Source organism: Rhodococcus sp. SBT000017 (assembly GCF_003688915.1).
Lineage (GTDB): Bacteria > Actinomycetota > Actinomycetes > Mycobacteriales > Mycobacteriaceae > Rhodococcoides.
Map to the genome: position 1 here is coordinate 890,458 of NZ_REFU01000001.1, position 12,734 is coordinate 903,191.

Consider the following 12,734-nt stretch of genomic DNA (forward strand, 5'->3'; position numbering starts at 1 on the left):
CGACGAGTTCGTGAGTGACATGCGGATCGAACTCACAGATGCTTGTAGACGTCCTCGAGTTCGAGGCCTCTGCCCACCATCATCACCTGTACCCAGTAGAGGAGCTGTGAGATCTCCTCGGCGAGCGCCTCGTCGCTCTCGTGCTCGGCAGCGATCCACACTTCACCGGCTTCTTCGAGGACCTTCTTGCCCTGGAAATGAACTCCCGCGTCCAACGCTGCTACGGTGCCCGAACCCTCGGGACGGGTCTTCGAGCGGTCGGTGAGCTCGGCGAACAGCGAATCGAAAGTCTTCACGGCTGGTTATTCTTTCACGTCGTCGCTCGGGTACACGAATACGGTCGAGATCAGGGTGTTCGGCCTGACCAAGCCCGCCGGACGTCGTCGGCAGTCAGACCGAGCAGACCGTCACGGATGGTGTAGCCCGGAGCTTGTGCCACCGCGATCTCCGAGGGAACGACCAGTACCGGACAGCCCGCCGTGTGGGCAGAGAGCGATCCGGTGGGCGAATCCTCGACCGCAAGGCACGACGCGGTGTCGAGTCCGAGCAACGCAGCACCGCGTAGGTATGGAGCCGGGTGCGGTTTGCCTGCCTCGACCTCGTCGCCGGTGACCGTGATGTCGAAGTACTCGCGCCCCAGGGTGTCCAGAGCCCGCTCGACCAGACCCCGCTCGGTGTTGGTGACCAGCCCGGTGGACAGGCCCATCTCGCGCACGAGCGCAAGAGCGTCCTTGGCACCGGGCCGCCACGGAATCCCCTCGGCGAACAGGTCTCCGACGCGGGCCGTCAGCCACTCGCGCCCCTCGGACAGATGCTCGTCGGTGACCGCGACGGAGGCGTTGGCCAGCACCTTGCTCAGTGCGTCCCGCATGGAGTTGCCGAGGGTGCTCTCGCGCACCTCGGTACTGAGCTCCGTTCCCAGCGTGCGGGAGTACTCACCGATAGCAACGTCCCAGATCTTCTCCGAGTCGAGCAGTGTGCCGTCCATGTCCCACAGGACACCGTGCAGGTGGGTGCTAGACATTGAAGTACTTGGCCTCCGGGTGATGAAGTACGAACGCATCGGTCGACTGTTCGGGGTGTAGCTGCAGTTCCTCGGAGAGCTTCACGCCGATTCGCTCGGGCTCGAGGAGCGCGGCGAGCTTGATGCGGTCCTCGAGATCGGGGCATGCTCCGTATCCGAACGAGTAACGCGCACCGCGGTATTCGAGTTTGAAGAAGCCCTCGGCCTCGGTGGGATCCTCCGAGGCAACGGACTTTCCGTCGGACAGCTTCAATTCCTCGCGCACCCGGCGATGCCAGTACTCAGCCAAGGCTTCGGTGAGCTGGACGCCGATTCCGTGAACCTCGAGGTAGTCGCGGTACGAGTCGGCGGCGAACAGTTCGTTCGCGAAGTCGGCAATGGGCTGGCCCATCGTCACCAGGTTCATCGGCAGAACATCGACCTTGCCCGATTCCCGTGCAGCCGAACGCGATCGAACGAAGTCTGCAACACAGAGGAATCGATCGCGGTGCTGCCGCGGGAACGTGAACCGAAAGCGTTCGGGCGCATCGGGTTCCGGTTCGGTGAGCACCACTACGTCGTCGCCCTCCGAGACCGCCGGGAAGTATCCGTACACCAGTGCCGCGTGCGCGAGGATGCCGTCGGTGCTCAACCGATCCAACCAATAACGCAGGCGCGGTTTGCCTTCCGATTCCACCAGATCCTCGTACGTGGCGCCTTCACCCTTCCGGGCACCGCGCAGACCCCACTGCCCCAGGAACAGAGCCCGCTCGTCGAGTAGCCCCGAGTACTCCGACAGTGACACGCCCTTGACGATGCGCGTGCCCCAGAAGGGTGGCACCGGGATGTCGATGTCGGCAGCGACATCGGATCGCTCGGGCACGACCACCGGTGCTTCGGCGGCCTTGCGCTTCTCGGCGATGCGCTTGGAGCGTTCGTGGCGTTCCTTGCGCTCGGCGGTCTTGGCCTTCGCGGCGAGCGCCTCGGGGCTGTCCGGAGCCGGTCCGCCGCCACGCTTGGTGGTCATGATGGTGTCCATCAACCGAAGGCCCTCGAATGCGTCACGCGCATAGTGCACGTCGCCCTCGTAGACGTCCTGCAGATCGTTCTCGACATACGACCGCGTCAGCGCCGCTCCGCCCAGCAGAACCGGGAATTGCTCGGCGACACCCCGCGAGTTGAGTTCGATCAGGTTGTCCTTCATGACCACGGTGGATTTGACCAACAGCCCAGACATGCCGATCACGTCGGCGCGCTTGTCGATCGCAGCTTCCAGAATGGTCGAAATCGGTTGCTTGATACCGAGATTGACCACCTCGTAGCCGTTGTTGCTCAGGATGATGTCGACGAGGTTCTTGCCGATGTCGTGCACATCGCCCTTGACGGTACCGAGGACAATGCGGCCCTTGCCGTCGTCGTCGGTCGCCTCCATGTGCGGCTCGAGGTACGCCACAGCAGCTTTCATCACCTCGGCGGAGGCGAGCACGAACGGCAGCTGCATCTGGCCGGAGCCGAACAGCTCGCCCACGGTCTTCATACCCGAGAGCAAGGTCTCGTTGATGATCTCGAGCGGCGGCTTCTCGGTCATCGCGGTGTCGAGATCGGCGTCGAGGCCGTTGCGTTCACCGTCGACGATGCGCCGTTCGAGTCGCTCGAACAGCGGCAATCGGCCGAGTTCTTCGGCGCGGGATTCGCGAGCGGAGGCCGCGGAGACACCCTCGAAGAGCTGCATGAGCTTCTGCAGCGGGTCGTAGCCCTCGCTGCGGCGGTCGTACACCAGGTCGAGGGCAGTCTCGCGCTGCTCGTCGGGAATCTTGTTCATCGGCAGGATCTTCGACGCGTGCACGATGGCGGTGTCGAGACCGGCCTGCGTGCACTCGTGCAGGAACACCGAGTTCAGCACCTGGCGTGCGGCGGGATTGAGGCCGAACGAGATGTTCGACAGCCCGAGGGTGGTGTGCACCTTCGGGTATTTCTCCTTGAGCTGCCGGATCGCCTCGATCGTCTCGATGCCGTCGCGTCGCACCTCTTCCTGGCCGGTCGAGATCGGGAAGGTGAGGGTGTCGACGATGATGTCCTCGTGGCGCAGGCCCCAGTTCTCGGTGATGTCGGTGATCAACCGGTCTGCGACACGCACCTTCCACTCGGCCGTACGGGCCTGTCCCTCTTCGTCGATGGTCAGAGCAACGACAGCGGCGCCGTGCTCCTTGACCAGACGCATGATCTTCTGGAACCGCGAGTCGGGCCCGTCGCCGTCCTCGTAGTTGACCGAGTTGACCGCGCTGCGGCCACCGAGGTGCTCCAACCCTGCTTCGAGAACGGCAGGTTCGGTGGAGTCGAGCATGATCGGCAGGGTCGACGCCGTCGCCAGGCGGCTCGCCAATGCCGCCATGTCTGCGGCACCGTCGCGGCCGACGTAGTCGACGTTGAGATCGAGCATGTGCGCACCGTCGCGCGTCTGATCCTTGGCGATGTCGAGGCACTTCTCGTAGTCCTCGGCGAGCATCGCGTCGCGAAATGCCTTGGATCCGTTGGAGTTGGTGCGCTCACCGATCATCAGGATGCTGGCATCCTGCTCGAACGGAACGGCGGTGTAGAGCGAGGAGACGCCCGGCTCGGGAGCCGGCCGACGTTCGAGTTTCGTTGCCCCGTGGACCATGTCGGCAACCTGGCGGATGTGCTCGGGGGTGGTGCCGCAGCAACCGCCGACCAGAGCCAGCCCGTACTCGTTGACGAAACCGCTCAGAGCCTCGGCCAGTTCGGGGGCGGTCAGTGGGTACTCGGCACCTTTCGCGCCCAGGGTCGGCAGGCCGGCGTTGGGCATCACCGACACGGGAAGGCGTGAATGCTTGGACAGATGGCGCAGGTGCTCGCTCATCTCGGCCGGGCCGGTCGCACAGTTGAGCCCGATCATGTCGATACCGAGGGGTTCGAGTGCGGTCAGTGCGGCACCGATCTCGCTGCCCACGAGCATCGCACCGGTCGTCTCGACGGTGACGTGGGTGATGATCGGGATTCGCACGCCGAGCCTGTCCATCGCGTGCTGGCTACCGATGATCGCGGCCTTGACCTGCAACAGATCCTGGCAGGTCTCGACCAGGATGGCGTCGGCACCGCCGTCGATCATGCCGAGGGCGGCTTCGGTGTATGCGTCGCGCAGCCGGGCAAACGGGGCGTGTCCGAGAGTGGGGAGCTTGGTGCCCGGGCCCATCGAGCCCAGCACGTAGCGGCCCATTCCATCGCGGCCGGGGCCCATCTCGTCGGCGGTCTCGCGCGCGAGCCGGGTGCCCTTCTCCGCAAGTTCACGGATGCGGTCCTCGATGTCGTAATCGGCGAGGTTGGGCAGATTGCAACCGAAGGTGTTGGTCTCGACGGCGTCCGCACCGGCCGCGAAGTACTCGCGGTGGATCTCCCGCAGGACATCCGGCCGGGTGTCGTTGAGGATTTCGTTGCATCCTTCGAGACCGAGAAAGTCGTCGAGAGTCAGCTCGGCGTCCTGGAGCATCGTGCCCATCGCGCCGTCGCCGATGACAACGCGACGTGAAATCGCATCGAGCAGACTGGGCTTGTGTTCAGCGGGCATCACTACAGAGTAGTGGGCACCGAAGTTACGTCGGGTCGTAGGCTGTCGTGGTGAGTCCCCGAAACCTCGATGGCCAGTCCCCGATCGACGACGGTACCGAAAATGCGGACATTTCAGGTTCCGGATCGGATGTGCCTCTCGATGCTGCATTGATCGAGGCAGTCCACGACGCTGTGGCCAACGCCACAGACCTCGACGATCTCGATGATCTCGACGATGACATTCCCGAGCTGCGCTCCCCGATCCTGGTGGCTGCCTTCGAGGGCTGGAACGACGCAGGCGATGCGGCCAGCGGCGCGATAGAACATCTGGAGCTGATCTGGGACGCCAGCCCGCTGGCCGAATTGGATTCCGAGGACTACTACGACTACCAGGTCAACCGCCCTACGGTGCGCCAGGTGGACGGTGTCACCCGCGAGATCGAGTGGCCGTCGACGCGGCTGTCGGTGTGTTCGCCTCCCGGCAGCTCACGCGATGTGGTGTTGCTGCGCGGCATCGAGCCGAACATGCGCTGGCGCAGTTTCTGCGACGACCTCCTCGAATTCGTCGAACAGCTCGGCGTCGAGACCGTGGTGATCCTGGGAGCGCTGCTGGCCGACACCCCGCACACCAGGCCCGTTCCGGTGACCGGCACGGCCTACAGCACCGAGTCGGCCGAACAGTTCAACCTCGAACAGACCCGGTACGAGGGACCGACCGGAATCACCGGTGTACTGCAGGACGAGTGCGTCAAGGCCGGGGTGCCCGCGGTCTCCTTCTGGGCTGCTGTTCCCCACTACGTCTCTCAACCGCCCAACCCCAAGGCCACCGTGGCGCTGCTGCAGCGAGTCGAGGACGTGCTCGACATCGAGGTACCGCTCGGCGAACTGCCCACCCAGGCCGAGGAATGGGAAGAGGCGGTGACCGAGATGACGAAGGAAGACGAGGAGATCAGCGAATACGTCCGCAGCCTAGAGGAGCGCGGCGACGCCGAGGTGGACATGTCCGACGCGATCGCCAAGATCGACGGCGACGCCATCGCGGCCGAGTTCGAGAAGTACCTGAGGCGACGCGGTCCGGGCAACTTCGGGCTCTGACCGACCGCACACGAGGGACCGGCAGCCGGTGAGGTCTTTCTGATCCCGACGTAACGTCACCGCAGCGGTGACGTCACCCCGACCCCGCAACCTCGTGTGTATGGCCAGCACACCGCGATTTCTGCAAGGCATCTTCTCCTTCACCGGGCACGGTCTGGACAAGCCCGAGCTGATCGATCCCAGCCTGAGCTTCGTCGTCCCCGAGGGTGCGACGGCTCAGCCGCTGTATTTTCGCGGCGGAAACTCGAGCGACGAGCTGGTGGTCGTGACCTTGCTGCGCGACGGCAGCCCGATGCGCATGTTTCCGATGGGTGCCAAGAGCGGAGTGAACATTCCGCTGCGGGTGGTCGAGGACGTGGATCCGGACACGGTGCTCGAACTGGTGATTGCCGCCCCTGCCGGAACCAGCGGAGAGGTCGTCGTCGATTTCGGTCTGGTGCTGATCTGATGACTTCGGGCAAGCAGCGACTACTGGTGGTCGGCAACGGGATGGCCGGTGCCAGGGCCGTCGAGGAGATCATCAAACGCGACGGCAGTTCGCTGTTCGAGATCACCATGATCGGCGACGAGCCGTACGGCAACTACAACCGAATCATGCTCTCGCACGTGTTGTCGGGCGAGGCCACCGTCGACGACGAGGATCTGATCCTCAATCCCATGAGCTGGTACAGCGAGAACGGCGTCACGCTGCACGCCGGGGACCGCGCGGTCTCGCTCGACCGGTTCTCCAAGACCGTCGTCTGCGAAAGCGGTCGGTCCGTCGACTACGACGTGCTGATCATCGCCACCGGCAGCAACACGTTCTTCCCCAACATGGACGGTCTGCGCGAGTCCGACGGCAGGCTGGCGCGCGGCGTGTTCGGCTTCCGCACCATCGCCGACACCAATGGGATGCTGCAGATGGCGCAGTCCCGTGACGACGTCTCGGCGGTCGTCATCGGTGGCGGACTCCTCGGCCTCGAAGCCGCGTACGGCTTGCGCACTCAGGGCCTGGAAGTGAACGTGGTGCACTCCCCCGGCCACCTGATGAATCAGCAGCTCGACGAGCGCGGCGGACGCGTGCTGCGCAACAAGATCGAGTCACTCGGCGTCGGCGTTCACACCTCCAAGCGGACCACCTCGGTGGTGCGCTCCGAGGACGGCGTCGTCACCGGCGTTGGGTTCAACGACGGCACCTCGCTCGACGCGGACATGGTCGTGGTCACCGCGGGCATTCGTCCCAGTGTCGATTTCGCTCGCGCGGGCGGGCTGGTGATCGAACGCGGAATTGTCGTCGACGACCAATTGCGTTGCGAGGACGAGGGTTCCATATATGCCGTCGGAGAATGCTGCCAGCATCGCGGCGAGGTCTACGGCCTCGTCGCGCCGCTGTGGGAGCAGGCCGTCGTGCTGGCCGACGTGCTCACCGGTGCCGATCCCACTGCGGCGTACCACGGTTCGCGGCTGACCACCAAGCTCAAGGTCGCCGGTGTGGACGTCGCCTCGATGGGGATCACCGCCCCCGAACGCGACGACGACGAGTTCGTCCAGTTCTACGAGCCGCGTAGTGGCACGTACAAGTCGGTGATCGTGCGCAATAACAAACTCGTCGGTGCCACCCTGCTGGGCGACATCTCCAAGGCCAACTTCCTGACTCAGGCATTCGACGAGAAAGTGCCGTTGCCCGACGAGCGCATCAGCATGCTCTTCGACATGGGAACTCCCTCTGCGGCAACAGGAGCCGCCGAGCTGGCCGACGACGTCCAGGTGTGCAACTGCAACGGCGTCACCAAAGGCGCCATCGTGGCCTGCGTGCACGCGGGCGCCAAGAACCTGAGCGACGTGACCGCGAAGACTCGGGCGGGCAAAGGGTGCGGATCGTGCAAGGGCCTGGTCAAGGACATCATCGCGTGCGCAGCAGGTGGAGCCGTCGAGGCCGATCCCACGGCCGACTGGTACGTCCCCTGCATCCCCATGACCAAGCCGGAACTGATCGACGCCATTCGAGCGCAGGATCTGCGGGCGGTGTCTGCGGTGTTCGCGGCGCTGGCGACCGGCGGAGCGGAGGATGCCGCCGCCAAGATGCCGTTGGCGTCGTTGCTGCGGACGGTGTGGGGCCCGGACTGGGTGGACGAGCGCGGCGCGCTGTTCATCAACGACCGCGTCCACGCCAACATCCAGCGCGACGGCACGTTCTCGGTGGTGCCGCAGATGAAGGGTGGCGTCACCACCCCGGATCAGTTGCGCAAGATCGCCGACGTCGCAGACAAGTACCACGTACCCCTGGTCAAGGTCACCGGCGGACAACGTATCGACCTTCTGGGCATCAAGAAGGAAGACCTGCCGAAGGTGTGGGGCGATCTGGACATGCCCTCCGGCTTCGCCTACGGCAAGAGCATGCGCACGGTGAAGACCTGCGTCGGCAGCGACTTCTGTCGCTTCGGCCTGGGTGACTCGACGGCTCTGGGTATCGCCCTCGAAGAGCGGTTCCAGGGCCTGGAGACTCCGGCGAAGTTGAAGCTCGCGGTCGCGGGCTGCCCGCGCAACTGCTCGGAGGCGCTGTGCAAGGACTTCGGCGTCGTTTCGGTGGGCGAAGACAAATGGGAGATCTACGTCGGCGGTGCGGCAGGCGCACACATCCGCAAGGGCGATCTACTGGCCACCGTGACGGGGGCCGAGGAGGTTCTGACCGTGGCAGGCAGGTTCATTCAGCACTACCGCGAGAACGCTCAGTGGCTCGAGCGAACGTACGCATGGGTTCCGCGTGTCGGCCTGGAGGAACTGCAGAGCGTGCTGATCGACGACCGCGATGGCATCGTCGCCGGACTGGACGAGCGAATGCAGGCATCGGTGGACGGGTACGTCGACCCCTGGCAGGATCGCGCGGCACCGAAGTCACCCGCCCAGTTCACCCCGTCGTTGCCCCTGCTTCCGCTCCCGCAGGTGCCGGTCCGATGAGCGTGCCGGTCGGGGCCGTGGAGGATCTGACACCCGGCGAGGGACGGGCCTACGTGGTGGACGGCAAGCAGGTTGCGGTGTTCCTGCTCAGCGACGGCTCGGTGCGGGCGATGGACGCCGTGTGCCCCCACAAGGGCGGGCCCCTGGCAGACGGTCAGATCGACGGATCCATCGTCGTGTGCCCGCTGCATCAGTACACCTTCTCGCTCGACGACGGCACCTGCCCCAGCGGCATCGACCCGGTGCGCACCTACCCCGCCGCAGTGGTGGACGGAAAAGTGACCGTGGAGATCTGACACCTTCGCGGTGGCTCAGCTGTGTCGATTGCCGATATTCACCAAGTGAGTCACAATGTGAAACATGGATGTGAAACGTTTGCCTGTGACGCTCGACAGCGATGACCAAGCCGAGGTGGCCGTGTTCTCCGACCCGAATCGCGCCGAGTCCGTCATCCTCCGTGCGTGGGCGCAACAGAATCACATTGCGGTCCGCGACAATTCCGAGTCTGGAATCGTCCGTGCATTGCTACGCGCCGGTGCGGAGTCACTTCGAGAGAAGGCGCTCGAGGCGGGCTACGCAGAGCTCGCCAAAGATCAGGCCGACGGGCTCGACGAGCAACGCGCGCGGCGAAACCGCTACGTCGAGCAGGTCGACCGGGCCTACGGCGAATGACGGCCGCAGTTCGCGGGCAAATCTACTGGTGCGACCTGGGGCACGGTGAAAAGCCGTGGGTCGTGGTCTCCAACAACGTCCGCAACCGCAACCTGAACACTGTCCTTGCGGCGCGGGTGACCACAACGCCGAAACATGGCATCCCGACAGCCGTCACTCTCGGGAGTTCGGACCCACTCGTCGGATCGATTCTCGCCGATGACCTCGTCCAGCTTTTCGACGACGAGATCGCCGCGAGCAGGCCTGCCGGTGCGCTCTCCCCTGCCACTGTGCTCGAACTGAACAAGGCGCTTGCGGTCGCCCTCGGGCTTCCCTGAACGACGAGACAGTACGAGCACGGTTGAACGACTGAGGCACCTTTAGAGCGGCTAGAATTAACTGTGTTGATTGGATAACCCAAGAAACCGGCCTCAAACCTCTCAGGGTCGTTCCGCAGGGCTCCACTCCTACCCCCTACCCTGTTCCAGTGAGCGAATCAGGCGAGGACGCGCGGCAGGGAGTCGTGAACGCGTTCGTGGAGGAAGATCGTCTCGGTCTGTTCTCGTTCGCCGTCGCCGAGAAGCGATCCGAGTACCTGGCCGTTCTGCGGGCATTCGACACCGCACGAGCCAACTACGTCGTTCTGCTGCACTCCGGAGACGTAGCCGACCTCATCGCACGCAGCCCAGGTCGGCACGACGCCCTGACCACCCTCGACATCGCACCTCTGCTCGATCAGCTCCACGCCTGGGGCCTGCTCGAACGCAGCTACGACGGCACCCGCGCCGCAACCCTCGCCGAGTACCGCAACCGTCACTTCGTCTACCAGTTCGGCCAAGCCGGCTACAAGGCCTACCGCGCGGTCGAGGACGTCCTCGGGGCCCGCCTGGACGACGCCGCGCTGTCGAGGCTGGTGCTCCCCGAGCTGTTGGCGGATATGCACGAGCTGGCCGAGGCGAACCGTCAGGCAGACGGCGATCGCATCTACCGCAAGCTCAGCCGACTCGATTCGACGCTGTCGGAGATGGCGACCCGCGCCGCCCACTTCTATCTGGTGCTCGGTGACCTCGTGCGCACCACCGAGATCACGCCGGAGTCGTTTCTGGTCCACAAGGACGCCCTGCTGACGCACATGCGTGAATTCAGCTCCGATCTGGCTCGCTACGCACCGAAGCTCGCCGAGGCGATAGCACTCGTCGAGAGCACCGGGATCGAGGAACTCGTCGAGCGAGCCGCGATCAGCGACGAACGAGTCTTCCTCACCGTGGACGAACGCCGAGCCGACTGGACCGATCGATGGGCCGGCCTCTCGCACTGGTTCGTCTCGGCCGAGTCCGAGCTCAGCGAGTCCGAGCGACTCCGTGAGGGCACGATGAGCGCGATCGCCGCCGTGCTGTCGCTACTGCGCCGCGTCACCGAAACCCGCAAGGGCGGAGTGAGCCGCGAGAGCCAATTGCGCCACCTGGCCGGTTGGTTCGCCGCCGCACCAACCGAAGACAGCGCGCACGCCCTGTTCCATGCCGTGTTCGGCCTCGGCAGACCACGGCATCTGTCGATGGTGCATCCCGACGCCGACATCATCTCCACGTCCCGATCGTGGTGGGAGGCACCGCCGGTCGAGATCTCGCGAACCCTGGCCGAGACCGGACGCACCCCCACCCCCGGTGTTCCGGGACGGGTGCAGCGTAACGACGGTGGCATTCGACGCCTTCGGGAGCAGCAACTCGAATCGCAGCGATCACGCAGCGCCGCAGCGCAATCGCTCGCCTCGGCCGGAATCCACGACCGCATTCTGAGCGAGCAGGAAACCGAGGTGCTGTTGAGCTTGTTGAATGCTGCGTTGACCGCGCGGGTGCGCGTGAGCGGGCGCACCTCAGACTCGTCGGGATCCGACAGCGGCGTGCGCCTGACACTGAGCGACAGCGACCGTTCGACGATCGTGCGGACCAGCAGAGGCCGATTGCATCTGGACCGCCTCGCGCTCGAAGTCAGCGAGGTGGCACGCCGATGAGAGCTCGTGAGATCTCCACCCTCGCATTGGATTCCTACCAGCGGGCCGCCCGGGTCGCGCTGTCGAATCATCTGGTGACCACCACGTACCCCGATCGGATCGCGCTGCCACTGCTGCGTCGATGGGCCACCGAGTTGCGCGAGGACCTGCTCGAACTGTTCGGGTATCGCCTCGAGGTCACCGAGACCACCGCACGTCTGTTCCCGGTGATCGACGCACTGGACGACAGCCAACCCGCGCGAACGTCCACCGACCGAATCTTCGACCGCCGCAGATACGCGTACCTGGCGTTGGCGCTCGCGGCACTCGGCCGGGCGGGCAACCAGATCACTCTGTCCGAACTCGCCGATCACGTTGCGGCCGAGGCGAGTCAGGTCGACGGCGTCGAGCTGACGACCGACCGAGCAAGCGACCGAGACGCGTTCGTCGACGCGATCGGCTGGCTCGCGACGCGCGGCGCCATCGCGTTGGCCGACGGCGATGCGACCGGCTGGGCGAACAACCCATCCGCGGGCGAGGCGCTCTACGACATCGACCGTCCCGTCGTCGTCGCCATGTTCCGGCCGCCCCGCGCCGTGCAGCACCTGCGATCGATTCGCGGTCTGCTGGCCGGCTCGGACGCCCCGATCGATCCCGAGGATTCCGAGCTCGGGATCCACACCGATTCCGGGCGTGAGGCTGACCCGAAGGAAACGCTGCGTACGGTACGCCGAGCGTTGGTCGAGCAACCGGTCGTCTACCTCGACGATCTCGACCCGGACGGCCGCACCGCGCTGGCTGCGTCGCGCACCGTTGCCGACGTCGAGTTGTTGACCGGCCTCGTTGCCGAGCGTCGCTCCGAGGGAGTCGCCCTCATCGACACCTCGGGCCGGCTCTCGGACTACCGGTTCCCCAGCACCGGAACCATCGCCCAGGTCGCATTGTTGATTGCGGGCGAAATTTCGGACCGGGTGATCGATCCGGATGCACCCGCGCTGGCGGCCTACCCCCTTCCCGACGGTGACGCCCTGGTAGAGCAGTTGGACAGCGCCATTCCCGACGGCGGAATCTTCGGCGATCTCGCCGAGTTCGGGTTCGGTTCCGATGCAACGGCATTCGATGATGCTCAACAGAAGAAGCTGTATCCGTTGATCGAGGACAGTTGGCTGACAACGGTCGTCGACGATCTCGTCGAACGTTTCGGCCGCACCTTCGCAGCTCAGTGGCAGACCGATCGGGACGGTCTGCGAGTGCGGGCGATCGCGCTGTTGCACCGACTCCGACTGATACACAGCGTGTCCGGCGGCGTACTGGTGCTGCCGGTGATCGCGCGCTACCGCGACGTGATGGTCAGCGTGCGTGATCGGATCCCGCAGGACTCACTGTTCGGCACCGAACAAGCCCCCAGCACCGCACAAGCCCCCAGCACCGCACAAGCCCCCAGCACCGCACAGCCCGTCAGTAACGAATCGTCCGAAGTAGAGGCCTGAGTAG

General features: G+C 65.1%; 11 protein-coding genes. 8 read left to right on the forward strand and 3 right to left on the reverse strand.

What is annotated here, in order from left to right:
• Positions 1–32 precede the first annotated feature (32 nt).
• The 3 genes from AYK61_RS03850 to metH are packed head-to-tail and all read right to left on the reverse strand — an operon-like array spanning position 33 to position 4,586.
• A complete protein-coding gene (locus tag AYK61_RS03850) occupies positions 33–296 on the reverse strand; it encodes a phosphoribosyl-ATP diphosphatase (RefSeq protein WP_032398466.1) in 264 nt (87 codons plus the stop codon).
• 50 nt (positions 297–346) lie between these two features.
• Positions 347–1,024, reverse strand: coding sequence for an HAD family phosphatase (locus AYK61_RS03855; protein ID WP_121869876.1), 678 nt, complete (start codon positions 1,022–1,024; stop codon positions 347–349).
• Positions 1,017–4,586: a methionine synthase gene (gene metH / locus AYK61_RS03860; protein ID WP_121869877.1), complete on the reverse strand. Its 3,570-nt coding sequence runs from the start codon at positions 4,584–4,586 to the stop codon at positions 1,017–1,019. The genes AYK61_RS03855 and metH overlap by 8 nt, the downstream gene beginning before the upstream one ends.
• Before the next feature lie 173 nt (positions 4,587–4,759).
• Here metH and AYK61_RS03865 point away from each other — a divergent pair, with 173 nt between their 5' ends.
• The 8 genes from AYK61_RS03865 (at position 4,760) to AYK61_RS03900 (ending at position 12,730) form a co-directional block, all read left to right on the forward strand.
• Complete coding sequence (locus tag AYK61_RS03865; RefSeq protein ID WP_094615316.1) at positions 4,760–5,662, forward strand: PAC2 family protein; 903 nt, start codon at positions 4,760–4,762, stop codon at positions 5,660–5,662.
• A gap of 100 nt (positions 5,663–5,762) precedes the next feature.
• On the forward strand, positions 5,763–6,110 hold the full coding sequence (locus tag AYK61_RS03870) for a molybdopterin oxidoreductase (protein ID WP_121869878.1): 348 nt from the start codon (positions 5,763–5,765) through the stop codon (positions 6,108–6,110).
• On the forward strand, positions 6,110–8,599 hold the full coding sequence (nirB, locus tag AYK61_RS03875) for a nitrite reductase large subunit NirB (RefSeq protein ID WP_121869879.1): 2,490 nt from the start codon (positions 6,110–6,112) through the stop codon (positions 8,597–8,599). The genes AYK61_RS03870 and nirB overlap by 1 nt, the downstream gene beginning before the upstream one ends.
• Positions 8,596–8,895 carry a Rieske 2Fe-2S domain-containing protein gene (locus AYK61_RS03880; RefSeq protein ID WP_121869880.1) on the forward strand — a complete coding sequence of 100 codons (300 nt, stop codon included), beginning with the start codon at positions 8,596–8,598 and terminating at the stop codon, positions 8,893–8,895. The genes nirB and AYK61_RS03880 overlap by 4 nt, the downstream gene beginning before the upstream one ends.
• A 64-nt stretch (positions 8,896–8,959) precedes the next feature.
• The gene (locus AYK61_RS03885) at positions 8,960–9,271 is read left to right on the forward strand and encodes a hypothetical protein (RefSeq protein ID WP_121869881.1); all 312 of its coding nucleotides are present in this window, start codon (positions 8,960–8,962) and stop codon (positions 9,269–9,271) included.
• Entirely contained in the window at positions 9,268–9,588 is a 321-nt protein-coding gene (locus tag AYK61_RS03890) for a type II toxin-antitoxin system PemK/MazF family toxin (protein WP_121869882.1), read from the forward strand. Before AYK61_RS03885 ends, AYK61_RS03890 begins: the two co-directional genes overlap by 4 nt.
• A 197-nt stretch (positions 9,589–9,785) precedes the next feature.
• On the forward strand, positions 9,786–11,261 hold the full coding sequence (locus tag AYK61_RS03895; RefSeq protein WP_310886839.1) for a TIGR02677 family protein: 1,476 nt from the start codon (positions 9,786–9,788) through the stop codon (positions 11,259–11,261).
• Complete coding sequence (locus AYK61_RS03900) at positions 11,258–12,730, forward strand: DUF2398 family protein (protein ID WP_121869884.1); 1,473 nt, start codon at positions 11,258–11,260, stop codon at positions 12,728–12,730. Before AYK61_RS03895 ends, AYK61_RS03900 begins: the two co-directional genes overlap by 4 nt.
• Positions 12,731–12,734: the final 4 nt, after the last annotated feature.